Source organism: Brevundimonas sp. (assembly GCF_032055285.1).
Lineage (GTDB): Bacteria > Pseudomonadota > Alphaproteobacteria > Caulobacterales > Caulobacteraceae > Brevundimonas.
In genome coordinates, this window is sequence record NZ_DAMBRE010000001.1 from 661017 (window position 1) to 686445 (window position 25429).

Genomic DNA, 25429 nt, shown 5'->3' on the forward strand with positions numbered 1-25429 from the left:
AGCTTGCGGGCCTCAGCCCATGTCTTCCAGTTCGCGACCGCGCGTCTCCTTCACCCAGGCCTGCACCAGGAAGAAGGAGATCAGGGCGCTGACCGAGTAGAAGCCGTAGGTCACGACCAGCCCCAGGGTCGCCGCCATCCAGGGGAAGCTGACCGCGATGGCGAAGTTGGCGATCCACTGGGCGAAACCGGCGACAGCCAGAGCCGACCCGCGCATCTGGTTGGGGAACATCTCGCCCAGCATGACCCACATGACAGGGCCCCAGCTGAGATTGAAGAAGACCACATAGGCGTTGGCCGAGATCAGGGCGGTCAGGCCGGTCTGATCATCAAGATGCAGCGCCCCGTCGACCATGGCCGCCTTGGAGAAGCACCAGGCCAGCACGCCCAGGGTCACGAACATGCCGACCGAACCGATCAGCAGCAGAGGCTTGCGGCCGATCTTGTCGATCACCGCCACCGCGCCGAGACAGGCCGCGATCGACAGGACGCCGGACAGGATGTTGATCTGCAGGGCGTCGTTCTCGGAGAAACCGACCGACTGCCACAGCACCGCGCCGTAATAGAAAACGATATTGATGCCGACCAGTTGCTGGAAGACGGCCAGGATCAGGCCGGCCCAGACGATGGGGCGCACCTTGCGCGTGGCCGGGTCCAGCAGGTCGGCGAAACGCGGCTTGTGGTCCGCCGCCAGCGAGGCGCGGATTTCCTGCACCTTGCGGGCGCCGGCGCCGTGGCCGAACAGCTTGGACAGCACGGCTTCAGCCTGACCATCCTTCTTCTTGACCACCAGGAAGCGCGGGCTTTCGGGAATGGCCAGCAGGGCCAGGAAATAGATGGCGGCCGGGACGACCTGCAACCAGAACATCCAGCGCCAGGCCGGATAGCCCAGCCAGAAGTCGGCCGTCGATCCGCCCGCCGTCTTGGCCAGGGCGTAGTTGGCGACGAAGGCCCCGGTCAGACCGGTGATGATCATGATCTGCTGCACCGACGACAGCCGCCCCCGGATCGAGGCCGGGGTGACCTCTGAAATATAGGCCGGCGACAGGACCGAGGCCGCGCCGACGCCCAGCCCGCCGATGAAGCGGGCGATGATGAAATGGGCCGAGCTGTCCGCCGCCCCAGCCCAGACCGCCGAGATGATGAACATGACGGCGGCGATCTGCATGACTGTGCGACGGCCTATGGCGTCCGCCAGCCGCCCCGCGGCGAAGGCGCCGAAGGCGCAGCCCAGCAGGATGGCGCCGACGTTGAAGCCGGTGCCCAGGGCCGACAGATTGAAGGCCGCCTCCAGCCCGTCCTGGGTGCCGTTGATGACCCCGGAATCATAGCCGAACATGAAGCCGCCGATGGTGGCCACCGCCACGATCAGGGCGATGAAGGCCATGTTGACCCGGTCATTCCCCGCGATATCCGGGCCAGAAGCCCCCGTCGGTCCCGCCATTCTCGTCCCTCCCCAGGTCCGTGTTGTTGACCGCCCGTCATTGATCGCGGGCGGTGATGAATCAGATTTGCGTCAGCGCCAGCCCGCGTCCACGAAATACTCATGCCCGGTGATGTAGCGGGCGTCGTCAGAGGCCAGGAACAGAGCCAGGGCCGCCACGTCGCGCGGCTCGATACGGCCCTTCAGGCACTGGGCGGCGACGATCTCGGCCTCGCCTTCGGGTGTGTACCATTTCATCTGACGCGGGGTTTTGACATTGCCCGGAACGATGCAGGCCACCCGTACTCCGTCCGCGCCCAGTTCACGCGCCAGCGCCCGCGTCATGCCCTCGATGCCCGCCTTGGCGGTTTCGTAGATCGACAGGTCGGGCAGGCCCAGATGCCAGCTGATCGACCCCAGGTTCAGGATCACCCCCCGCCCCTGCGCGCGCATGGCCGGCGCTGCCGACTGGGCCGCGAAATAGAGATGGCGCAGGTTCACCGCGATCCGCTCGTCCCAATAGGCGGGCGTGACCTCGGCCAGGGCGTGGCGGTCGTCGCTGGCGGCGTTGTTGATCAGGACGTCGATGGGGCCGTGCCGGGCGATGATCCCGGCCAGGGCCGCCTGCAGGGCCTCGATCCGGGTCAGGTCGCAGACTTCAAATACCGGCGCGGGGTTCAAATCGGCCAGCGACGCCTCCAGCGCCCTGGAGTCCGCCTCGGCGATGTCGAAGAAGACCACCCGCGCGCCCTGAAGGGCGAAGGCCTCGACCAGGCCCGCGCCTATGCCCGAGCCGCCGCCAGTGACGACGACCAGACGGCCCTTCAGCGAAGGATAGACGGCGCCGCTCACGCCGCGCCGCCCAGCAGGCCGCGCCCGGCCAGATTGCGCATCAGGCCGCCGACGCCCAGGCTCCAGGGCGGCGCTTGATCGCAGGTCGCGACGATGTTCTCCAGCACCCCGAGCCGCTCGGACGAGACCCGCACCCGATCGCCGATCTTGTGCGTAAAGCCCTTGCCCGCCGCACCGCGATCCTCGACCGGGGCGAACATGGTGCCGAGATAGAGGGCGAAGCCGTCCGGGTATTGGTGGGCGCTCAGGGTCTGGGCCGCCAGGTCCTCGGGATCGCGGCTGATCAGGCGCATCGAGCTTTCGCCCGTCATGACGAAGCCGTCCGCCCCCTCGACCTCCAGCCGCACCGTGGCGGCGCGCACGTCGTCCATGCTGAAGCCCGCGTCGAACAGGCGAATGAAGGGGCCGACCGCCGCCGAGGCGTTGTTGTCCTTGGCCTTGCCCAACAGAAGCGCCGAACGGCCCTCGATGTCGCGCAGGTTGACGTCGTTGCCCAGGCTCGCGCCGACCGGGCGCCCCGCCGGATCGCAAACGATCACCACCTCGGGTTCGGGGTTGTTCCAGTCGGAATCGGCCCGCACCCCGACCGACGCGCCCGCGCCGACCGAGGCCAGGACCGGCGCCTTGGTGAAGATCTCGGCATAGGGACCGATGGCGACCTCCAGATACTGCGACCACAGGCCGTCGGCGATCAGTTGCGCCTTGACCGCCTCAGCCTGAACCGAGCCCGGCTTCAGGTCCTTCAGCTCGCCGCCGATGCGGTCCAGCAGGCCCTGCCGGATGGCGTTGGCGGCGGCGGCGTCGCCGCGCGCCCGCTCCTCGATCACCCGCTCCAGCGCCGAGACGGCGAAGGTCACGCCCGAGGCCTTGATGCATTGCAGGTCCAGCGGCGACAGCAGGGCCAGGCCCTCGTCGCCCCAGGCCGTCGCAATTTTCATATCCTCGACCGCGCCCAGATCACGCCCCTCGGCAGCGGCCAGATCGGGCCGCGCCAGAGCCATCGCCGTGGTAGGCGCGAAGGCGGAAATGTCGATCAGCCGACCGTCCCGCAGCAGCACGGGCGTCGGCCCGTCGGCGGTCTCGATCCGGCCCAGCAGGACAGCCGCGCGCCAGTCGCGCGGCAGAATGTCGGTCATATCCAAGGCGCGTCTCCCACACGATCTGCCGTCGCGTTAGCGCTAACATTCTCTACTTGGAAATCGGTGTCAACGGGGTGGCGCGGTGCTTTCCCTTTCAATCAGTCGATGTTCGACGAATTCCGTATCGAGATCCTCCTTGCCCGCCAGACGCAGGGCCGCGCGGCGGGCCATCTCGGCGACCGGCTGGCGGATGGTGGTCAGGGCGGGCCACACGCTGGCGGCCAGATAGGTGTCGTCAAAGCCGGCCACCGAAACGTCTCCGGGCGTCTGCAGCCCCGCCGCATGGACAGCCGCAAGGGCGCCGGCGGCCATGTCGTCGTTGCCGGCGAACAGGGCGGTCGGGCGCGGATGCGCCGCCAGCAGCCGCCGCCCTGCCTCAAAGCCCGAGCGGTAGGTGAAATCGCCGACCTCGATCAGCAGTTCGGTTCCCCGCGCGGCGTCGACCGCGGCCTGCGCGCCCCGGCGCCGGTCGGCGCTGGCGCTCTGATCGGCGCGGCCCTCGATCAGACCGATGCGGCGATGGCCGAGGTCGATCAGCCTTCGCGTCATCTCGGCGGCGGCGCTGACGTCGTCCACCCGCAGGGTGCCCGACATGCCCTCGGCAGGCGGCGCGGCCAGCAACACCGCCTTGAGGCCCGCCGCCCGCACGGCGTCCAGCGTCGCGGCGGATTCGCCTAGCGGCGGCGGCACGATCAGGCCCTGGGCCCCGCCCGCCGCCAGTCGTCGCACCGCCTCGGCCTCCTGCGCCGGATCGCCTGCCTGCGACGGCTCGATCATCAGCAACAGGCCCGCCGCCCGCGCCCCGGCCAAGGCCCCGGATAGGACCTCGGCCAGATAGGCGTTGCTGGGGTTGGCGTAGAGCAGGCCGATGCGCCCCGCTCCGGCCCGCGCCAGAATCCGCGCCGCAGGATCGGGCACATAGCCCGCCGCGTCGATCACCGCCTGGACCCGCTCGCGCGTCGCCGCGCTGACCCGCGCCCCGCCGTTGATGACGCGCGACACCGTCATGGCCGACACCCCCGCGCGGCGGGCGATGTCGTCGATGGTGGGATTGCGGTCTTCTGCGGCCATGACGCCACTGGTCGCGGCAAGCGTGGCCGCCGTCAAGGCAGCGGCGCGATCCACAGGGCCAGCGGTCGTCCCGCCAGAGCCGGCGGCGGCGCCAGTTGAGCTTCCTCCACCTGCGCGACAGCCTCGACCACCATCCCTTCGGCGATCCACCTCACCGCCCGTCCGGCCACAGGGCGGTTCAGCGCCACGGCCGCCCCGTCGAGGCTGTAGATCAGAACGGTTCCGTCCGGTGCCGACGACGCCCAGGCTGCGCCCGTCGGCGTCATCAGGCTCGCGTCAGGTCGCAGCGAGCCTCGCGCCTCGGCCCCGACAGCCGCCTCGACGGCGCGGCTCAACCCGGGGAAGACATCGTCTTCATTGAGCACCACCAGATCGGCGCGACGATCACGGTATTCACGATAGGCCCGGTAGCGCATGGCCGGGGTCGAGCGCCACAGGGCCCGCCGCACCTCGCCCGCGTCCGATCCGTCGGCCAGATCCTGCGGCCGGGCGATAGCGTCCACCTGTTCTCTGGAGGCCTTGTCCAGCCCGCCGCGCACCGCGAACAGCGAGCCGTCGGGGCGATAGACCCAGTGGTGGAAGCCCACCGCATCCACGAGCCGCGACCGTGCCGGATCATCCAGAATGGCGTCCATCTGGTCCTTGGGGACCTCCAGCGCCACGCGCACATCGGCGCCGCTCTCGGCCTCCCAGGCGGCGATCTCGTCCAGCCAGAACCGCACGAAGGACAGAGGGCCGGTGTATTCGGGATCCAGCCCGACCACGACATTGGGCCGCCCCTTCAGCGTCTCCAGCGTATGGCGGATATAGCGGCGATGCAGGTCGCGCCGCACCGGGTCGGACACGTCCCAGAAGATCTCGGCCGCCGGGACCTCGTTGGGCATCCCCGTCGCCTGCAGGGCGTTGACCGGCCGCCAGGGGAAGTCGACGTAGTGGGACCGGCTCTCCAGCAGCCAGTGCTGCAGATAGAGCTTGTGATACAGGACCACGCCCTCTTGCTCGGCCAGATCGGCGAAGCGGGCGATGCGGTCGAAGAACCAGGGATTGAAGCGTTCCAGGTCGAACTTGCTGAGGCCGTCCCAGGCCCGCCCCTGCCCGCTGCGCGCCCAGGGCAGTTCCATGAACGGTCCCCAGACCTCGCCGTCACGCTGATCCGGCGAGCCGTAGAAGTCGTGGTCGACGCGGCGGCGGTCGTACCAGAGGCCGTAGTTGTGCTGCACCACGTCGCCGGTCTTCAGCCCGGCGGCGAAGGCGTCCAGATCATCGGTCAGACCCCGCCCCTCCAGCCCCGGCGCGAAGCGGGTGATGAAGGGGCCGGACGCCTCGGCCAGCGCCGGGATCATCTGGGCCTGGAAGAAGGCGAAGCCGATGCGGCGACGCCAGGCGGGCTGGCCGTCGATGACGAAACGCCCGTCCGCGACCGTCAGCGGGTGACTGGCGACGGGCCGCGCCGTCGCCGTTCGCCAGGCCGCGACCTCGGCCTCGGTCAAACGCGGAGCGCTCGCCTCGACCGGATAGGCGGCGGGGTCCAGCGCCGCCAGCCCGCGCGCGCCCAGTCGCCGCTCCAGTTGCATCCGATAAAGGCTGGCGGGCTCCTGCGGCTGAGCGCGGTGGAAGTCGCGGCCGGGCATGACGCGCGCGTCTTCCAGCACCCCGTCGCCGGAACGCTCGCCGCGACAGCCGACGGCGACATTGGCGGCGCCCGGCGGATTGCGCACCTCGACGACCGTCGCCTCGCAGTTCCACAGAACCGAGTTGGCGGCTGACCAGCCGACGCCCTGCCCGTCCCGTCCGCGATGGGTCAGGGTCAGGCCGCCGCCGCGCACCTTGACCCCGTCGAACAGGGCGCCGGTGGCCCAGCTTTCCTGCGTCCCGCTGTCGCCGCGCGCGTCCGTCGCTGTGCAGTCGAGGAAGACGTTGGGTCCGGCGGCGGCATGGCCGACCGAGAAATCATGGATCCCGTCGTTGCTGGCGCAGCGCTGGAACAGGGTCTGCTGGCCCGCCGTGTAGAAGGTGCGGCGGCGCAGACCGCCGATCTCGGACACCGGGCGGCGGGCGTCCAGATCCTGCGCCGTGACCCGGCGGCCATCCGGCCCCAGATCGATGGCCGAACCGACGAAGCCTTCAAAGGCGAGGTTCCGCAGCCAGACGTCCTCGGCCCGATCGACGGCGATCCCGGTCCAGCTGTGGTCCTCGTCAGCGGGCCGCGCCGGGTCGTGACGCGAGATGAGGGTCAGGTTCTCTACCCCGACCTCGCGGATGCGCGACACCGAGGGACCGCGCCGCACCGTGGCGCCGTCGCCGGTCGCCAGCGCCATGGTCAGAGGCGCGTCCAGAAGGATCGTCCGCCCCTCCACCGCGACGACGCGGCGCTCCCACACCACGTCGCGCGAGCCTGGCTTCCAGTTCAGTCGGGTTTCGGGGCGCCAGCCGACGAAGGCGTCCATGCCGAGGGCGGCGATCCATTCGGCGGTGCTGGGACGGCGGATGGTCACCGCGTCGCCGACGCCCAGGCCCTCGGTCGCCTCCAAAGTCAGGCGCAAGGCCCCGACCGGCGCCTCGCCCATGACCCGAACATCGACGCCGGCCGGAGCGTCGGGCGCAGCCCCGCGCGCGCCGACCGCGATCAGGGGTCGCCGATCCACGCCGGTCGCCACAATGGTCGTCGCCTGCGGGCCCGCGCCGCGCAGGACCACCCCGCCGACCTCGAGCCGGATCTGGCCCTCGACCTGATACTCGCCCGGAGCCAGCAGCACCGCGCCGCGTCGCCCCTCGGCGTCCGGCTTGGCCTGCGCCGCGCGATCAAGAGCGGCCAGGATGCGGTCGGTGTCGTCGCCCTCTCCCGGCTCGACGCGGATCAGGGCCGACATCACCGGCGCGGTCACGCCCCCGCCGCGATAGCCCGCATGCGAGAAGTCGATGGTCGGCGTCAGAGCGACGAAGTCCGGCTGCGTCTGGGCGCGCGACGCCCCAGCGACCGATGCTGCGACGATCAGCCCCGCGATCCAGAACCGGACCATGTCTTCCTCCCCCTAGGCACGATCTAAAAAGTATTATTATATTGATTGACGAGTCCAGCGGTCGCTCAGGCGACCCGCGCCGACGCCAGAGCGGCAGGACCGGGGGAAGGAGAGTTTTCAGGGATGCTGACCCGACGCGCCTGTCTGGCCGCCGCCGCGGCGACGCCCCTGCTGACCGCCGCCCCTGCTGCTGCGGCGAAGGAGGTCGAGGCGGCGCGGGACGCCATGCGCCGGGCCACCCGTTTCATGACCGACAAGGCGGCGGCCAACGGCGGCTATGTCTGGTCCTACCTGCCCGATTTCTCGCGCCGCTGGGGCGAGATGGAGGCCTGGCCCAGCATGATCTGGACCCAGGCGCCCGGCACGCCGGAGATGGGCCAGATCTTTCTCGACGCCTGGCGCGCCACCGGCGAGGCCCAATATCTGAACGCCGCCGTCGCGGCGGGCGACGCCCTGATCAAGGGCCAGCATCCCAGCGGCGGCTGGAACTATGTCATCGACTTCGACGGCGAGGCCTCGCTGCGCCGCTGGTACGAAACCATCGGCAGGAACGGCTGGCGGCTGGAGGAATTCCAGCACTACTACGGCAACGCCACCTTCGATGATCACGCGACGGTCGGGTGCGGGCGCTTCCTGCTGCGGCTGGCCCTGACCACGGATCTGCCGCGCCTCCGCGCCGCCGTGGACCGGACCATCGCCTTCGTCCTGGACAGCCAATTGCCGAGCGGCGGCTGGCCCCAGAGATGGCCCCGCGCGGGCGCGTTCAACAACCACGGCCACCCCGACTACACCGGCCTGATCACCCTCAATGACGAGGTGATGGACGAGAACATCGACTTCCTCCTGCTGATCCTGCAGCAATGGAACCGCCCGGATGTGGAGCAACCGATCCGCCGCGCCATGGCCTGCTACCGCGACCTGCAGCAGCCCGCGCCGACGCCGGGCTGGGCGCTGCAATACACGCCCGACTTCAAGCCCGCCTGGGGCAGGACCTATGAGCCCGCCGCCGTCTCGCCCCACGTCACCGCCATCGCCGTCGAGCGGATGCTGGACTTCTATCGTCTGACCGGCGACCGCAGCTTCCTGGCCCGTCTGGACGAGGCGCTGGACTGGCTGGCGCGGATCGAGGCCCCCGCCGCCGCCCATCACGAGGGCCGCAACCATTTCCGCTTTGTAGAGCCTGGGACAAACCGCTTCATGGCCGTGCATCGGCGCGGCTCCAACGCCCAGAACGGCGAATATTATGTCGACTACGACATGACCGGTCAGCGCGGCGAGAAACATATCGACCTGGCCCGCCTGCGCCGCCACGTCGAGCAGGTCGCCGCCCTGACGCCGGACGAGGCCGTGCGCCATTCCGCCCTGATGGGGCGCGGCCCCAGCCTGCTGCCCGACTATGTCATCACGCGCCCGCAAGGCGGCTCCGACCTCAATGTCACGGCCTCGCGCCCGGGAATGACACCGGTTACATTGCTGGTCGAGGGGCTGAATGCAGAGGGGTATTGGCCGGTGGAACTGCGCACGACCAGCCATGCCTATCGCGGCGACGGCCCGGCCGAGGCGCCGCCCGGCTTCGTCGATCGCGGTCAGGTCGGCGACGCCTGGGACACCTCGCCCTTCACCGAGACCAGCGGGCCGATGGGGATTTCGACCGGCGCCTACATCAACAACATGGCCCGGCTCATCGCCCATGTGCGCGGTGCGAGGCCTTCTTGAAACCGCGCCTTCTCGTCACCTTCGCCGCCTTCCCTTCGCACCTTGACCCCCGTTCGGTTCGCGTCACGCATAAAGAAAAGAGGACACGCCCATGAGACCCATCAATCGCCGCGCCGCCCTGAGCGGCCTGTTGGGCGGCGTCGCCGCATCGGCCTTGCCGGTCGGCGCCGTCTTCGCCCAGACCAACGAAGAAGCCGCGCCCCTGGGCCGCGAATGGGCCGGGATGAAGTGGCGCAAGGGGATCGAAGGCCAGCGCATGGCCGACCTCGGCGACGGCACCTTCCTCAACCCCATCATGTCGGGCGACCACCCGGACCCGTCGATCCTCAAGGACGGCGACGACTACTACATGACCTTCTCGTCGTTCGAGTCGGTGCCGGGCATCCACATCTGGCACTCGCGCGACCTGGTGAACTGGCGGCCGATCACGGCGGCCCTGACCACCAATATCGGCTCGGTCTGGGCGCCCGAACTGATCAAGCACGAAGGTCGCTTCTACTGCTACATCCCGGCGCGCTTCCCCAACTACCGCTCCAACTACGTCATCTGGGCGGACAAGATCGAGGGGCCGTGGAGCGAGCCGATCGATCTGAAGATCCCGGCCAACATCGACCCCGGCCACATCGTCGGCGAGGACGGCAAGCGCTACCTGTTCCTGAACGGCGGCGACCGGGTGCGGCTGACCGACGACGGCCTGGCCACCGACGGCCCGCTGGAACAGGTCTATGACGCCTGGCGCTATCCCGAGGACTGGATCGTGGAAGGCCACGCCCAGGAAGGGCCCAAGCTGCTGAAGCACGGCGACTACTTCTACATGATCACCGCCATCGGCGGTACGGCGGGTCCGCCGACCGGCCACATGGTCATCGCCGCCCGCTCCAAGTCGATTCACGGCCCGTGGGAGGAATGCCCCCACAACCCGATCGTGCGCACTCGCTCGGGCGCCGAGAAATGGTGGTCGCGCGGTCACGCCACCCTGGTCGAAGGCCCCACCGACGGCGACTGGTGGATGGTCTATCATGGCTATGAAAACGCCTACTGGAGCCTGGGCCGCCAGACCCTGCTGGACCCGATCGAGTGGACCGACGACGGCTGGTTCCGCGCCAAGGGCGGCGACCTGTCCAAGCCTATCGCCATGCCGCGCGGCGGTCAGGCCGTGCCGCACGGCATGGCCCTGTCGGACGACTTCACCACCGACAAGTTCGGCACCCAGTGGAGCTTCTACGACCCGCAGCCGAACGAGAAGGATCGCCTGCGCCGCGAGAACGGCGTCCTGCACATGAAGGCCAAGGGCAAGGCGCCGGTCGATTGCTCGCCGCTGACCTTCGTCCAGGGCGAACAGGCCTATCAGATCGAGTGCGAGATCGAGATCGACCCCGGCGCGGTGGCCGGTCTGATCCTGTTCTATGACCGCGCCCTGTACGCCGGGCTGGGCTTCGATCCGACGCGCTATGTCACCCACCAGTACGGCATCGAGCGCGGACGCCCCGCCAATCCGCACGGTCGTCGCATGTTCATGCGCCTGACCAACGCCTATCAGAACGTCTATTTCGACACCTCGGCCGACGAGGTGAACTGGAAGCGTTTCGACCGCGGCATGGAGGTGTCCGGCTACAACCAGAACGTCCGCGGCGGCTTCATGATGCTGCGCCCCGGCATCTACGCCGCCGGCGAAGGCGAGGCGCGGTTCAAGAACTTCAAGTTCCGCGCCCTGTGATGCGCCTGTAAGCCACAAGAGGGGCGGAGCCGAGGCGCTCCGCCCTTTTTCAGCTTGGCGCGCCGTCCTTGCGGGTCAGGCTCGCCAGGTCCCAGTCGACCTCGACGAAGGGGCGACGCGTCTCGACCATGACCGGATAGCCGCCGACCTCGCGCTCGTCGTCGATGATGCGGCCGGTCCCGCTCCGCACCTCCTCCAGAATGCGCCGGTCCACGGCGTCGCGCGCCCAGGGCCGCGCCCCGGCCTCGGCTAAGACCCAGGCCTCGACCTGATCCGAAGGCCGCGCCCGGAACCCGGCAGGCCAGTGTGGCGAGGCGCCCAGCCGCCTGATCTGCGGCTCGCGGTCGGAGATGATCCCGATCTCCTGCATCGCTCGTCCGTCAGCATGACGGGCCGGATTATCGTGGGCGTAGAGGTCCAGATCCCCCTGCCCCTCCACGATCAGGAAGGGTAGGTCGGCGCGTGTCGACGGCCCGCCGCGCGTCACGTTGCCGACGATCGACAGCTGGCCGACCTCCCACGGATGTGCGCCCCACTCCGAGGCGTTCAGGGCATAGTGCATGCAGCGGTTGCCGGGGTTGTAGATCAGGTTGTTGGCGCTGACGGCGTGGACGCCGCCCTTGAACAGCTGGTTCCGCTCGTAATCGTGAGCGTACAGGTTGCCGACGATCAGCACCTGGGTGGCGTTGTCGTGGATCAGGGTGCCCTTGGAATGCTCGCCCTTGGCGTGGCTGGCGTTCGACAGGCCTTCGGACACGATGTTGCGGCTGAAGGTGATGCGGCGCGAGGTATGCTCTCGCCACTGTTCCGCCGCAGCCCCGCCGTCGAAGCGCGGGCCGGACGCCGACAGGTTCTCGTCTGTCGCCCAGCTGAGCGAGCATTGGTCCACGATCACGTCATGCGCGCCCGAGGTGGTCAGGCCGTCCACCTCCCAGCCGCTTTTCGCCGCCGCCCCGTCCGCGCCGGGCCGAATGCGCAAGTGCCGCACGATGACGTCATGGGTGCGCAGGCTGATCCCGCCCCGGATCAGGGTGATCCCCGGCTCGGGGGCGGTCTGACCGGCTATGGTCAGGAAGGGGTTCGCCACCCGGATATCGCGGCGTTTCAGGTCGATGACCCCGCCGACCTCGAACACCACGATGCGCGGCCCCTCGGCCTCCAGCGCGGCGCGCAGCGAGCCTGCCCCCTCGCCCGCCAGGGTGGTGACCCGGATGATCCGTCCGCCCCGCCCGCCCGGCGTCGAAGCGGCCCAGCCCAGGGCGCCGGGAAAGGCGGTCGCACTCCCAAAAGCGGGTACGGGCAGAGCCCCGACCGCAGCGACGGTCAGCATCAGTCGGCGGCGATCAATCATGACAGGGCCTCCAGCGGCGGCAGGGGTCTGGCGAAGGGCTGATCCTCAGCAACGACGATCCGCCCATCGCCGTCGAAGTCGACACGGATCAGACCCGGCTTCTCGCGGAAGTGGCTCTGTTCGTCGTTGCCGAAGAAGGTGGACCACCAGCGCCCCTCACGGTCCTTGAAGACATTGCCGCCCCCGGCGCAGGGCGCGGCCTCGTGCTTCATCCGATAGGGGCCGTGCAGGTTCTCGGACACGGCGAAGACAAAGGAATACCGCCCCTCCACATTGCCGACCGCGCCCAGATAATAGAGGCCGTCCTTCTTGAAGAGGGTCGCGCCCTCGTAGCCCAGGGTGTTCTCGCCCTTCAGGCAGCGGGCGCGGTCGCGCGCCACGATGCACTGGGTGTCGGCGAAGGTGGTGCGTATCCAGTCCTCGGCATAGCCGGACAGGTCGTCCTTCAGCCGCACGATCTCGTCGCCCGAGCCATAGGTCAGATAGACGGCCCCGTCGTCGTCCTGGAACAGGGTGGCGTCGATGCCGCGACGCAGATGGGCCTCGGGCGAGAAGGCGTATTCATACGGCCCCTCCGGCTTGCCCGTCGTGCTGCGCAGGATGCCCAAGCCCGCCCGGCTGACGCTGAAGCAGAGGAAGTAGTTGCCGGCGACATAGTGGACCTCCGGCGCCCAGATGGCGCGAAATGGCACACCGCGGCGCATCCGCCAGTCCCTGGCCCAGCCGCCTTCGCGGTCCAGGCTCCAGACCAGACCGAGGTAGGTCCAGTCGACCAGATCGGTGGATCGCCACAGCTCGATGCCGTCGTTGAAGGCCCAGATGTTGTCGCCTGTCGAGCCGGTCATGTAGTAGGCGCCGTCGCCGCCGACGCAGATCTGGGTGTCGCGCAGATGCAGCTCCATCAGGGGATGGATCGACGGCAACAGCCCCTTGTCCACCGCCGAACCGGTCGCGGCCTCGCCCCACGGGAGGGTCGGATAGGCCATCGGCCGCGCCCCGCGATAACGCACCCCGACCAGGCCCGACATCCAGCCGCCGCGCGCCTCGGCCGGGGTCGCCGCCACACCCGGCCCGCTGACGCCCTCATACGGATAAGGATTGCGCGCGGGCGTCGGGATCACCTGCCCGGAATCGTCCCCCGCCTGAGCAAGGGAGCGCGGCGCGATCAGCCCCGCCGTCGCCGCCGTCGCCATCCACGCGAACATTGTTCTGCGATTCTTCACAAACACGCCCTCTCCCCCTTGCGCTTGCGATTCACACATGATCATCAATGACATGACACCGGTATCAGAAAACGCTTGTTGGCCTAAAAATATTATAATACTTTTTGACGAAGCCGGGTGATCGCCCGGCGGCTGGATGATCGACGGAACCCGCCAAGAGGTCCTGCGATCGAGGAGGAGGGACCCCATGACGAACAACTCGACGCTACAGTTGCGTGCGGCAGCATCGCCGATCGCGCTCTGTCTGGCCGCCATGCTGGCCGCCGCTCCCGCCGTCGCGCAGGAGCAATCAAACGACCAGACCACCACCGTGGACGAGGTCGTGGTCACCGGTCTGCGCGCCTCCTTGGCCAGCGCCCTGAACGAGAAGCGGCGCTCGAACACCATCGTCGACGTCATCAACGCCGAGGACATCGCCGACTTCCCCGACGCCAACCTGGCGGAATCCCTGCAGCGCATTCCCGGGGTGTCGATTGACCGCGAGAACGGCGAGGGCAACAGCATCTCGGTGCGCGGTCTGGGCGGCGACTTCACCCGCGTGCGCCTGAACGGCCTTGAAACCCTGTCGACCTCGGGCGCGAGCAACGCCGACGGCGCCCTGCGGCGCGACCGCGGCTTCGCCTTCAACACCTTCGCCTCCGAGTTGTTCAACTCGTTGAAGGTGCAGAAATCAGCCGACGCCATGACGGACGAAGGCTCGCTGGGCGCCACGGTCGACCTGATCTCGGGCCGCCCCTTCAACTTCAGCGACCGCCGCCTGGCGATGACCCTGCAGGACGCCTATTACGAGAACGGCGAGACCCATAATCCGCGCGTCGCCCTGCTCGCCTCCGACCGCTGGAGCAGCAAGATCGGCGACTTCGGCCTGCTGGGCTCGGTCGCCTACAACAAGCGCGACCAGTCGATCGACAGCTACACGCGCGGCGTCGGCTCCAGCGACTACCTGTATCGCGGCGCGACCTTCAACAATGTGGGCACGGGCTCTGCCGGCGACCATCAGGGCTTTGCTCTGCCGACCGGCACCAATCCCGCCACGGCCCTGCCGCGCGTGACCAACCCCGAAGCCCTGTCCTACCTGATCGGCTCGAACCCCGCCGCCTACGCCCTGCTGAACGGCGGCAACACCAGGGGCTCGCTGGTCCGCATCCCGGCCCTGTCCACCCTGAACCACCGCGAGGTCGAGCAGGAGCGCCTGGGTCTGACCCTGTCGGGCCAGTGGCGGCCGACGGACCGCACCACCATCAGCTTCGACAACCTCTATTCGGAGATGACCCAGGTCTCGACCAACTACCAGATCGGTGCGGTCGGCCTGAACCGGAACAACACCAACGGCAACCGCACCCTGACGTCGCTGAGCTATCAGACCCTGCCGACGACCAGCGCCTCCAACAACAGCTATCGCAACCGGCGCGGCATCTACGCCACCTGCACCACGCAGGAAGCCAATGAGTTCCGCGACGCCATCGACTGCGGTCAGAGCCTCTATGGCAGCACCCCGATCTTCACGACCGCGCCGGGCGCCAACGTCAACAACCTGCTGGCCGGGACCGGCAGCTTCAACCCGAACAACCTCGAGGTCTACGACTACTACAACCAGCCCGGCTCGGTCGGCTATGTGCCGCACGCCAACTACATGGCCATGCGCGGCGCCTTCATCGGCCGGCCGTCGGTCCGCGTTCTGGACGCCGCCCTCAGCGAGAACGGCGACAACGCCGCCTATCTGAAGCTGGCCAATGTCGACATGCGCTCCGCTGTCGATCAGGGCGGATACACCACCGAGTTCCGCCAGAACTCCATCAACCTGGAACACGAGTTCACCGACCGCTTCCGCATGTCGGCGCTGATCGGCGACTCCAAGTCCACCAATGAGAACACCGGCCTGCTGGCCGACTTCATCCGCCTGGACTCCGGTCAGGGCGTCGCCGGCAACGACTACTTCATCTACGACGAGCGCGGCGGCGGCGACATGCCGTTCATGGACTTCGGCTTCGACGTCGCCGATCCGACCAACTGGGACTTCGTCAAGGGCTACTCGGCCCTGCGTCACTACAAGACGGTCACCGAGAACGGCTATCGCACCGCCAAGGTCGACTTCGCCTGGGACTATAACGACGACATCACCTTCCGCTTCGGCGGCGGCATGCGCGAGTTCGACTTCTTCTACACCCGCTATGAGCGCCTGATCGGCGACACCATGAACCCCAGCCTGCTGGAGGGCGTTCGCTCGGGCCTGGCAGAGGCCACCACCGTCGGCCAGATGGGTCAGATCGTCAGCTGGGGTCAGGGCCTGAACGTGCCCGACGGCATGCCGAGCCAGTTCTTCGTGCCCAATCTGACGGCCTTCCAGAACCGCTTCGGCTTTGACTGCAACTGCATCAACGAATGGGGCGACTGGCGCCTGTCGGACCTGCGCAACGGCGGCGTCAACACCTTCTGGGTCGATGAGAAGTCCAGCGGCCTCTACGGCCAGGTCGACTTCCGCTTCCCGATCTTCATGGGCGACCTGCGCGGCAACACCGGCCTGCGCTACGCCAAGACCGAGGTCGACGCGCGCGGTCGTTCCCCCAGCGGCCGTCCGGTCGAGAACGCCAACGAGTATGAAGACTGGCTGCCCTCGCTGAACCTGGCCTGGGAGCCGACAGACAAGCTGATTGTCCGCTTCGCCGCCGCCAAGGTCATGGCCCGTCCCCAGATGACGGCCCTGCATCCCGGGGTCACGGCCTTCAACGTCCCCGTCGGCATCGGCACGGCGCCCGCCGAGTTCGACGGCAGCAACGCCGCCATCACCCTGGGCAACACCAAGCTGAAGCCCTTCCGCGCCACCAACCTCGACTTCAACGTCGAATGGTACTTCGCCCGCGACTCCCTGCTGTCCTTCGCCTACTTCTGGAAGGAGATCGAAAGCTTCCCGCAGGTGGTCCTGCGCGAAGCCAGGCTCAGCGAACTGTTCGACGAAGCGGCCATCGCCAATCTGCGCGCCACCTGGGACGGACTGGTCGATGAAGGCTCGGCCAGCCGCCGCGCCTATCTGGACGAGGACCGCCCCTTCCAGATCCGCCAGTACAACGACGCGCCCGGCGGCACCCTGGACGGCTTCGAGATCGCCTATCAGCAGAACTTCACCTTCCTGCCGGGCCTGCTGGAATATACGGGCGTCCAGCTGAACTACACCAAGATCAACTCCGAGATGGAGTACATCCTGGACCCGGCGCGCGGCCTGACCGGCACCGCGCCCTTCCTCGGCGCTTCGCCGGAATCCTTCAACGCCACGATCTTCTACGAGGACCCGAAGTTCAGCGCCCGCGTCTCGGCGGCCTATCGCGCCGCCTATCAGACCACCTATCCCCTGGCTTCGGGCGGGTGCGATCCGGGCAACTGCGACTCGCCGCTGATCAACGACTTCATCGGTAGCGACGAGACCCTGAACGTCGACGCCTCAGCCACCTACAAGCTGACCGACAACGTGACCATCACGGTGGAGGCGCTGAACCTGACCAATCAGACGGACAGCCGCTGGGCCTATCAGAACGATCCCGTCGTTCAGAACTACGCCAGCACCGGTCGCCAGTACTTCGTCGGCGCCCGCTTCACCTTCTGATTTCCGATCGACAGAGCCTCCTCCCGGATGAGCTGTCGCCCTTGAAGCGCCGTGGAGACACGGCGCTTCCTTTTGCCCGCGATCCGGGCTGAAAGCCGCCCAAGGAGTCGTCGCCTTGATCGCTCGTCCCTGGTTCGTCGCCGCTGCCATCCTGGCCCTGACCTGCACCGCCGCCCCGCCCGCGCTGGCGGCGGACGCACCGGTCGCCTGGAACGCCGCCGCCCTGACCCGACCCGCGGACTGGTACGCCAGCCCCGCCGCGCGCCGTCTGGCCGACAATGTCCTGACCCATCAGTCGCGCGAAGGCGGCTGGCCCAAGAACACGCCGCTGAACCTCCCCGCCCGCCCCGACGCCGACCCCGGTCTGGCCAACACCTTCGACAACCAGGCCACCACCCTGCCCCTGGCCTTCCTGGCCCGGATGATCACGGCCACCGGCGAGCCCGCCTATGTCGTCGCCTTCCAACGGGGTTTGAACTACGTCCTGGCCGCCCAGTATCCGAACGGCGGCTGGCCCCAGTATTTCCCGTTGCGGGGCGGCTATCACGACCACGTCACCTTCAACGACGACGCCATGGTTCGCGTGCTCAACCTGTTGCAGGACGTGGCCGCCGGCCGTGAACCCTATGCCTTCGTTGATCTCGCCCAGCGCGCCCAGGCCGCAGAGGCCGTAGCGCGCGGCGTCGACGCCATTGTGAGAAGCCAGGTGCGCCAGGACGGCCGCCTGACCGCCTGGTGCGCCCAGCATGACGCCGTCACCCTCGCCCCCGCCTGGGCGCGCAAGTTCGAGCCGCCCTCCCTATCCGGCAGCGAAAGCGTCGGCATCGTCCGTTTCCTGATGTCCATCGATGCTCCCTCGGCTGAAGTCGTCGCCGCGATCGAGGGCGCCCGCGTCTGGTTTGAGCGATCTGCGATCCGCGACACGCGGCTGGAGACCTATACCAATGCCGAGGGCCAGCCGGATCGGCGGCTGGCGCCAGCTCCCGGCGCCGATCCCCTGTGGGCGCGCTTCTATGATCTGCAGACCAATGCGCCGATCTTCATGGGCCGCGATTCCGTCGCCCATGCGGATCTGGCCTCCATCGAGCGCGAACGACGCATGGGCTACACCTACGTCGGCGCCTGGCCCGCCATGCTGCTGAAGGAGCAATACCCGGCTTGGCGCATCCAAACGGGCAGGTGACGCGGTGAGACTATCGAGACTGGAGCGGCCGGCGGGAATCGAACCCGCGACATTCAGCTTGGGAAGCTGACGTTCTACCTCTGAACTACGACCGCGCTTGGCGGGACCATAGAGGGCGGGGTTGAAAAGAAAAAGCCCGGCGCGGGGCCGGGCTGGGGAAAAACGAGCGCCGCGCCCCCGGTCAGTCGCGGAGCCGTTCGACCCGGATGCCACGCTGTTCCAGCATGACCTGCAGGCTGTCGGCGCCCGCCAGGTGACCGGCGCCGACCGAGATGAAGGCCGTACCCGAACCCGCCAGAAGGGTCTGGATCTGGTCGACCCAGTTCGCGTTCCGGTTTGTCAGCATGACGGCGTACATCTCGGGCGATTCCGCCTTCATCTCCTGTCCGATCAGGGTGTCCAGTTCCTCGACATCGCCGGTGGACCAGGCGGTCACCATGCGGCCGAGCATGGCGTCGGCCTGATCGAACTCCTTGAGGCCCGAGCGCAGCATGGCCAGTTGGGCCTCCTCGGACATGTCGGCGACGAAACCAATCTGCTGGGGCGCGGTCTCGAAGCCCTTGATCGGCTTGCCGGTGGCGGCGGCGCGGGCGTGCAGGATCTGATCCCCGCCGTTGGCCGCCACGTATCCGGCCTTCTGGATCGAGGCGAGGGCCAGTTGCAGGCTGGCCAGCCAGGGGCGCAGGGGGTCCAACCGCGCGGCGGTCGCGCCGACGGTGCGGGCGGCCGCGTCGAGGTCGGCCATCTCATCCGCCGTCAGCAGGCTGGACAGGGGGCGGTCGGGCGAGATCCCCTTGGCCTGAATGATCGGCATGACGCCCGACTGGTCGCTCAGGTCGGCGATCTCGAACCAGTATTCGTCGGCGCTGGCGAAGGCTTGATCGACCCGCGCCGTGCCCCAGGGCGTGTCGGGCTTCAGCACGTGGACCGTGCCGAACAGGTAGAGGGTGGAATCCTCGTCCTTGACCACCCACAGGCCCGGACCCGAACCGGCGGGCGCGGCGACGACGGCGGCCGGGGCGGCGGACGAGGCCTGCGCCATCGCCGAAGGCGCCAGCAGCAGGGCGGACAGCGCCGCCCCGACCGTCAGGGCTGATCGCATGCCGTCAGACAGTCGGGCGATAGGCATGGCGGAACTATTCCTCGTCCGAGAAGATGGATTCGATCGGCAACTGAAACAGGCGCGCGATCTTGAAGGCCAGCGGCAGGGAGGGGTCGTAGCGCCCCGTCTCCAGCGCATTGACGGTCTGGCGCGAGACGCCGAGTTCGGTCGCCAGGTGGGCCTGGCTCCAGTCGCGCTCGGCCCGCAAGACCTTGAGACGGTTGTTCATGCCGCCGCCCTCAACGCCGCGCCCACCACCACCAGCCCCAGGCGATGGCGTAGCCGATCAGCATCAGGGTCAGCATGGCGAAGGCGCCGGTGGCGGCATAGGCGGCCGGATCGGTGCGGTCCGCGTACCAGGCGGGTATCTTGAGGGCCGCCGCCTGAGGCATGGCGGCCAGGATGACGAAGACGCCGCCGACGGCCATGCCGCTGGAGCCGCCCCAGAACCAGGACCACTTGTGGGCCTCCTGCGCCGCCTCATCGATGGAGCTCATCCACTTCAGGCTGATCCACATGGCGATCAGCATGGAGACGGCGGCGAAGGCGACGACCACGGCCAGAGCGACCGGGCTGGCCAGCAGGTCCTTGTCCCCCTCGCTCAGGTAGCCGATGACGCCCCCGGTGACGAATGTGGCGGCCAGGAACAGGCCCAGGGCGATCGCCGACTGAATATAGAGTTTACGCTTGCCGGCCACGACGACCCTCCCCTGTTGACAAGGACGTTTTACACCGTCGCTCCGCGTCGTCAAGCAAGGTTGTCGGAGGCGCCTACTCCGCCGGGGCGTTCAGCAGCTCCGGGCGGCTGAGGGCGCGGGGCGACTGTTCGACGGGCGGCAGTTCAGGCAGGTCCTTGCCCTCGTGGTCGACCTTGAGATCCTCGAAGCGGCGCGCCGAGACCATGACCTGGCTCTCCAGCGAGCCGACGAACTGGTTGTAGCGCCCCACCGCCGCGTCCAGCGCCTTGCCGACCGAGGCGGCGTGGCCGCCCATGACCGACAGGCGCTTGTAGAGCTCCTTGCCCAGCTTCGCGACGTCCTCGGCGTTGCGCGCCTGCTCCTCGGCGCGCCAGCCATAGGCGACCGCCTTGCACAGGGCGAACAGGGTGGTGGGCGTGACGATGACCACGCGCGAGGCCATGGCCTGGGTCATCAGGTCGGGCTCGTGATCGAGGGCGGCGGCCAGGAAGGCGTCGCCGGGCACGAACATGGCGACGAAGTCGGGGCTGGGCTTGAACTGATCCTGATAGGCCTTGGACGACAGCTGGCGGACGTGGGTCTTCATGCTGGCGGCGGTGCGTAGGGACATGGCCTGGGCCTGGGCTTCATCGTCGCCGTCGGCCTCGTCGGCGAAGGCCAGGGAGACCTTGGCGTCGATGACGAACATGCCGCCGCCCGGCAGTTTGACGATGAAGTCCGGACGCTGCTGGCGGCCTTCGTCATTGGCCGAGGAGTTCTGCTCCTCGAAGTCGAAGCGTCCGGCCATGCCGGCGGCTTCCAGCACATTGCGGCAGGTCTGCTCGCCCCAGCGGCCGCGACGGCCGGTATTGCCCTTCAGGGCCTCGGTCAGGCGGCGCGCCTCGTCACGGGTGGCGGTCGAGGCGGTCATCAGGGCGGCCAGTTGCTCCTTCAGGCCGCCGGTGTCCTCGGCGCGGGTCTTCTCCAGGGCGGCGACGTGCTCCTGGAACTTGGCCAGGGTTTCGGACACGGGCTTGAGCTGGGCCTCCATCCGCTCGCGAGCGACGCGATCCTGGGCCTGGAAGGTCTCGGTGGCGCGGGCCACCAGCTTGCTCGCCACGGCCTCGGCCGACTGCGAGGCCTGGGCCTTGAGGAACTCGGCCATGGAGTCGCGGCTCTCCTCCATCAGCTCCAGCCGGGCGTCGGCGGCGTCCAGCGCGCCTTTCGCCTTCTGCCAGCCCATGAAGGCCCAGAAGAAGCCGGCGACAGCAGCCACGGCGACGACCAGCAGGATGAGTTCGAGCGTGTTCATGCTCCGTTCCTAGCCGGAGTCGCGGGCGGTTGGAAGTTACCCTCTCCCGATGGGAGAGGGCTTGAGCGCACGAGAGCGTCAGCGATCATTCTTGCGCGAAAGGGTGAGGGCTGGCGGGTGAAGTCGGTCGAAGGCCGCCGCGAGACGGCTTGCGCCGACTGACGGGGCGGGCGCTCACCCTTTCGCCTGGCGGATCGCCTTCGGCTCTCCGAGGCTCAAGCCCTCTCCCGCCGGGAGAGGGAAAAGTTACGCTGGCCGTCGCGCCCGCAAGGCCTGAACGATGGTGCCGTCGTCCAGCCAGTCCAGTTCGCCGCCGACGGGGACGCCGCGCGCCAGGCTGGTGACCTCGACGCCCGCCGCCGACAGGCGCTCGGCCAGATAGTGGGCCGTGGTCTGGCCGTCGACGGTGGCGGGCAGGGCCAGAACAACCTCTCGCGCCTCGCCGCCTTTCGCTCTGCCGATCAGTTCGGCGATACGCAGCTGTTCGGGGCCGACGCCGTCCAGCGCGGACAGAAGCCCGCCCAGGACGTGATACTTGCCGCGAAAGGCGCCCGAGCGCTCCATGGCCCACAGGGCGCCGGCCTCCTCGACCACGCAGATCAGGGCGTTGTCGCGGCTCTGGTCCGAGCAGACCGAGCAGGGGTCGCGCGTGTCGGGCGAGCCGCAGACCGAGCAGTTGACGACCTTGTCGGCCGTCTCGGCCAGGGACGCGGCCAGCGGCACCAGCAGTTGCTCGCGCCGCTTCAACAGGGCCAGGGCCGCGCGCCGGGCCGAGCGCGGGCCCATGCCCGGCAGCTTGGCCAGCAGGCTGATGAGCCGTTCGATTTCCGGCCCGGCGGAGGCGGCCATCAGAAGAGGTTCGGCATTCCCGGGATGTTCATCCCGGCCATGGGGCCTGCGGCCTCGCGCATCAGGGCGCTGTTTACCTCGTCCAGCTTGCGCTTGGCGTCGGCGTGGGCGGCGACGATCAGGTCGGCCAGGATCTCGCCCTCGCCGGGGGTCATCAGGCTGTCGTCGATCTTTACGGCGGTGATCTCGCCGGGGCCCTTCAGGGCGATGGAGACAAGGCCGCCGCCCGAGGTGCCCTCGGCGGTGGTTTCGGCCATCCTGGCCTGGGCGTCCTGCAGCTTTTGCTGCATGGCCTGGGCCTGTTGCATCAGGGCGTTGAGGTCTTTCATGCCCCCTAGATAGGGCGATCCGCAGCCGGGCTCCAGACCCTGTGGTCGAACATTGATCTACATCAGCAACAGATTTTGTAGCCAATCCTCTTGACGCCGACGCGGCGCAGGCCATATTCGCCACAACTGAAGTTACCAATCCTGTTCAGGAGCTTTTCCCATGGCCTTCGACGCCCTTTCCGCCCGCGACCTTCCGGTTTCCGACGCCGTTCTGGCTCAGCTGTTCACCGAGGCGCGCACGCGCAACGGCTGGAGCGACCGCCCTGTGTCCGAAGACATCATCCGCAAGCTCTACGACCTGACCAAGTTCGGCCCGACGGCGGTCAACATGACCCCGGCCCGCTTCGTCTTCGTCACCTCGCCCGAGGCCAAGGCGCGCCTGTCGGTCCACATGGCCGAGGGCAACCGCGCCAAGACCCTGGCCGCGCCGGTCAACCTGATCATCGCCCAGGACATCGACTTCCACGACACCCTGCCCAGGCTGTTCCCGCATGCGCCGGGCGCCCGCGACTGGTTCCTGGACGAGGCCGGTCGTCGTGAAGCCGCCTTCCGCAACGCCTCCCTGCAGGGCGGCTACCTGACCATCGCCGCGCGCGCCCTGGGTCTGGACGTCGGCCCCATGTCGGGCTTCGACGCCGCCGGCGTGAAGGCCGAGTTCTTCCCTGACAGCAATGTCGAGCCGAACTTCATCATGAACCTGGGCTACGGCACGGACGAGAACCTGTTCCCGCGCTCGCCGCGACTCGACTTCGAGGAAGCCGCACAGATCCTGTAAAGCCGCACCCGTCATCCCGGACGGCGCGCAGCGCCGATCCGGGACCGCAAGAAGCGCGACGCCTTGGGCGGTCCCGGATAGCCCTTCGGGCTTCCGGGATGACGCCTAGTCTTCTTCGTCGTCCTCGGGGATGGCGGGCATTTCGACCGCGGGCGCCAGGGTCTTGATCTCCTTGATCTCGGCGCCGGGGAAGGCCTGCATGATGGACACCACGAAGGGGTCCGCCTCGACCGCCGCACGGCGAGCGGAGCGGGCCTTTTTCTCGATCTCGATCAGGGTCTCGCCGCCGCCCTGGCCGTTGGCGGCGATCAGCCAGGTGCGGCCGGTCCATTCCTTGAGCCGCGAGGCCAGGCGCCGCGCCAGATCGACGGGCGAACCCGCCGCCGGTTCATAGACGATGGCGCCGGGCTTGAACGACACCGGCTTCACATACCGCTCGACGTCCATCTGCAGCGTGATCTCACGCTTGTCGCCGATCAGGGCGACCACGGCCTCGAAGGTCTGGGGATCGGGAAAAGCCGGCTGGGCCACGGGCCGCGCCGCCAACATGGCCGAGGCGCCGCCGCCTCCGCCGCCGCCGCCACGAGGACCGCCCGCGCCGCCGCCGCCCGGCAGGGTCCCGCCCGACTGGATGGCCTTCAGCGCCTCTTCCGGACCCGGCAGGTCGGCGGCGTAGGCCAGACGGACGATGGCCATTTCCACGGCGTCCGCCGGATTGGGCGCGCGCCGCACCTCGTCCAGAGCCTTCAGCAGCATCTGCCAGGTGCGCGACAGAGTCCCGGCCGAGATGGCCGCGCCCAGGGCTGTCAGCTTCTGCGCCTGATCATTGGGCAGGCGGGTGGCGTTGGGGCCCAGCATCTTGGCGACCGAGGCCGCATGGCAATGCTCCAGCAGGTCGTTGGTCACCTGCACCGGATCGGCGCCGTAGCCGTAGAGGGTGCGGAAGTTTTCCAGCGCCTCGGCGGTGCGTCCGGCCATGATGGATTCGAACAGGGCGATGGTCTGGGTGCGGTCAGCCAGACCCAGCATGTCGCGCACAGTGGCGGTCTGCACCGTCGCGCCGCTCTCGGCCTGGACCAGGGCCTGATCCAGCAGGCTGAGGCCGTCGCGCACCGAGCCCTCGGCCGCGCGGGAAATCAGCGCCAGAGCCTCCTGCTCGATCTTCATGCCTTCGCGGTCGGCGATGCGGCCCAGGTGGCCGACCAGAACCTCGGGCTCGACGCGGCGCAGGTCAAAGCGCTGGCAGCGCGACAGGATGGTCACCGGGACCTTGCGGATCTCGGTGGTGGCGAAGATGAATTTGGCGTGGGGCGGCGGCTCCTCCAGCGTCTTCAGCAGGGCGTTGAACGCCTGCGTCGACAGCATGTGGACCTCGTCCAGCACATAGACCTTGTAGCGGGCCTCGACGGGCGCGTAGCGGACGCTTTCCAGGATGTCGCGGATGTCGTTGACGCCGGTATGCGAGGCGGCGTCCATCTCCATGACGTCCATGTGCTGGCCGGCCATGATGGCGGCGTCGTGACGCCCGTGCGCCGACAGGGCCAGCGACGGCTTGTCGATGACGTCGGTTTCGTTGTTCAGGGCGCGGGCCAGCAGGCGAGCGGTCGTCGTCTTGCCGACGCCCCGCACCCCGGTCAGCATGAAGGCGTGGGCGATGCGGCCCGTGGCGAAGGCGTTGGTCAGGGTCCTGACCATGGCTTCCTGACCGATCAGATCCTCGAAGGCGCGCGGGCGGTATTTACGCGCCAGAACCTGATAGGCGCCGTCGTCGGCGGGCTCGTCGGCGAAGGGCTCGGCCCTGGTCGGAGCAGGCATCGACGCGGCGACCCGCGCGGCGACGGGTTCAGGCGCAGCCGCGGGCGCGCCGAACATGTCGTCGGTGTTCTCGTCCCGCTCGGGAACGTCCTCCTCCCACGGAGGGCCATCAAGACTCGGATCGACGTCGCTCATGCGGCTGTCTTACCGCGAGTAAGCCGCCAGCGCATCCTCCGCTTGGCCAATATGCACCGTCATTCTCGGGGCCGACGCGAAGCGGCGGAATCCGGGAACCGAGACGGCGGCTCCCGACTGGTCATCGCCCGAGCAAATGCCCA

General features: G+C 68.5%; 19 protein-coding genes and 1 tRNA gene. 5 read left to right on the forward strand and 15 right to left on the reverse strand.

What is annotated here, in order from left to right:
• Positions 1-12 precede the first annotated feature (12 nt).
• The 5 genes from RTY13_RS03335 to RTY13_RS03355 all read right to left on the reverse strand — a co-directional run bounded on the left by RTY13_RS03335 (position 13) and on the right by RTY13_RS03355 (position 7504).
• A complete protein-coding gene (locus RTY13_RS03335) occupies positions 13-1443 on the reverse strand; it encodes a sugar porter family MFS transporter (protein WP_312781116.1) in 1431 nt (476 codons plus the stop codon).
• A 72-nt stretch (positions 1444-1515) separates the two neighbouring features.
• The gene (locus RTY13_RS03340) at positions 1516-2274 is read right to left on the reverse strand and encodes an SDR family oxidoreductase (protein WP_312781118.1); all 759 of its coding nucleotides are present in this window, start codon (positions 2272-2274) and stop codon (positions 1516-1518) included.
• The gene (locus RTY13_RS03345) at positions 2271-3410 is read right to left on the reverse strand and encodes a fumarylacetoacetate hydrolase family protein (RefSeq protein WP_409450273.1); all 1140 of its coding nucleotides are present in this window, start codon (positions 3408-3410) and stop codon (positions 2271-2273) included. Before RTY13_RS03345 ends, RTY13_RS03340 begins: the two co-directional genes overlap by 4 nt.
• A 69-nt stretch (positions 3411-3479) precedes the next feature.
• On the reverse strand, positions 3480-4484 hold the full coding sequence (locus RTY13_RS03350) for a LacI family DNA-binding transcriptional regulator (protein WP_312781121.1): 1005 nt from the start codon (positions 4482-4484) through the stop codon (positions 3480-3482).
• A 32-nt stretch (positions 4485-4516) separates the two neighbouring features.
• Positions 4517-7504 carry a DUF6298 domain-containing protein gene (locus RTY13_RS03355; RefSeq protein ID WP_312781123.1) on the reverse strand — a complete coding sequence of 996 codons (2988 nt, stop codon included), beginning with the start codon at positions 7502-7504 and terminating at the stop codon, positions 4517-4519.
• A 123-nt stretch (positions 7505-7627) separates the two neighbouring features.
• Between RTY13_RS03355 and RTY13_RS03360 the strand changes: the two genes are divergently transcribed.
• Complete coding sequence (locus RTY13_RS03360) at positions 7628-9220, forward strand: pectate lyase (RefSeq protein ID WP_312781125.1); 1593 nt, start codon at positions 7628-7630, stop codon at positions 9218-9220.
• A 91-nt stretch (positions 9221-9311) separates the two neighbouring features.
• The gene (locus tag RTY13_RS03365; RefSeq protein ID WP_312781127.1) at positions 9312-10937 is read left to right on the forward strand and encodes a family 43 glycosylhydrolase; all 1626 of its coding nucleotides are present in this window, start codon (positions 9312-9314) and stop codon (positions 10935-10937) included.
• 49 nt (positions 10938-10986) lie between these two features.
• On the opposite strand, the gene RTY13_RS03370 is transcribed toward RTY13_RS03365, so the two are convergent.
• Positions 10987-12288, reverse strand: a complete 1302-nt coding sequence (locus tag RTY13_RS03370; RefSeq protein WP_312781129.1) for a pectate lyase — start codon at positions 12286-12288, stop codon at positions 10987-10989.
• Entirely contained in the window at positions 12285-13493 is a 1209-nt protein-coding gene (locus RTY13_RS03375) for a family 43 glycosylhydrolase (RefSeq protein ID WP_312781130.1), read from the reverse strand. The genes RTY13_RS03370 and RTY13_RS03375 overlap by 4 nt, the downstream gene beginning before the upstream one ends.
• Positions 13494-13698: 205 nt before the next feature.
• Between RTY13_RS03375 and RTY13_RS03380 the strand changes: the two genes are divergently transcribed.
• Together RTY13_RS03380 and pelA are read left to right on the forward strand one after the other, a co-directional pair.
• Positions 13699-17109 carry a TonB-dependent receptor gene (locus RTY13_RS03380; protein WP_312781131.1) on the forward strand — a complete coding sequence of 1137 codons (3411 nt, stop codon included), beginning with the start codon at positions 13699-13701 and terminating at the stop codon, positions 17107-17109.
• Between the two features lie 115 nt (positions 17110-17224).
• On the forward strand, positions 17225-18292 hold the full coding sequence (pelA, locus tag RTY13_RS03385) for a pectate lyase (RefSeq protein ID WP_312781132.1): 1068 nt from the start codon (positions 17225-17227) through the stop codon (positions 18290-18292).
• 20 nt (positions 18293-18312) lie between these two features.
• On the opposite strand, the gene RTY13_RS03390 is transcribed toward pelA, so the two are convergent.
• The 7 genes from RTY13_RS03390 to RTY13_RS03420 form a co-directional block, all read right to left on the reverse strand.
• Positions 18313-18387: transfer RNA gene (locus tag RTY13_RS03390), tRNA-Gly, on the reverse strand.
• An 86-nt stretch (positions 18388-18473) separates the two neighbouring features.
• Positions 18474-19421: a TraB/GumN family protein gene (locus RTY13_RS03395; RefSeq protein WP_312781134.1), complete on the reverse strand. Its 948-nt coding sequence runs from the start codon at positions 19419-19421 to the stop codon at positions 18474-18476.
• A 7-nt stretch (positions 19422-19428) separates the two neighbouring features.
• Positions 19429-19623 (reverse strand): helix-turn-helix transcriptional regulator, encoded by a 195-nt coding sequence (locus tag RTY13_RS03400; RefSeq protein ID WP_105562535.1) that lies wholly within the window; start codon positions 19621-19623, stop codon positions 19429-19431.
• 10 nt (positions 19624-19633) lie between these two features.
• Positions 19634-20092 (reverse strand): hypothetical protein, encoded by a 459-nt coding sequence (locus RTY13_RS03405; protein WP_312781136.1) that lies wholly within the window; start codon positions 20090-20092, stop codon positions 19634-19636.
• 73 nt (positions 20093-20165) lie between these two features.
• Positions 20166-21383, reverse strand: a complete 1218-nt coding sequence (locus tag RTY13_RS03410) for a DNA recombination protein RmuC (RefSeq protein ID WP_312781138.1) — start codon at positions 21381-21383, stop codon at positions 20166-20168.
• Between the two features lie 246 nt (positions 21384-21629).
• Positions 21630-22232, reverse strand: a complete 603-nt coding sequence (recR, locus tag RTY13_RS03415) for a recombination mediator RecR (protein ID WP_296172525.1) — start codon at positions 22230-22232, stop codon at positions 21630-21632.
• A complete protein-coding gene (locus tag RTY13_RS03420) occupies positions 22232-22561 on the reverse strand; it encodes a YbaB/EbfC family nucleoid-associated protein (RefSeq protein WP_312781142.1) in 330 nt (109 codons plus the stop codon). The genes recR and RTY13_RS03420 overlap by 1 nt, the downstream gene beginning before the upstream one ends.
• Before the next feature lie 160 nt (positions 22562-22721).
• Here RTY13_RS03420 and RTY13_RS03425 point away from each other — a divergent pair, with 160 nt between their 5' ends.
• Positions 22722-23336, forward strand: coding sequence for a malonic semialdehyde reductase (locus tag RTY13_RS03425; RefSeq protein WP_312781144.1), 615 nt, complete (start codon positions 22722-22724; stop codon positions 23334-23336).
• A 105-nt stretch (positions 23337-23441) separates the two neighbouring features.
• Here RTY13_RS03425 and RTY13_RS03430 read toward each other — a convergent pair whose 3' ends face one another.
• Entirely contained in the window at positions 23442-25286 is a 1845-nt protein-coding gene (locus RTY13_RS03430) for a DNA polymerase III subunit gamma/tau (RefSeq protein ID WP_312781145.1), read from the reverse strand.
• Between the last annotated feature and the right edge of the window lie 143 nt (positions 25287-25429).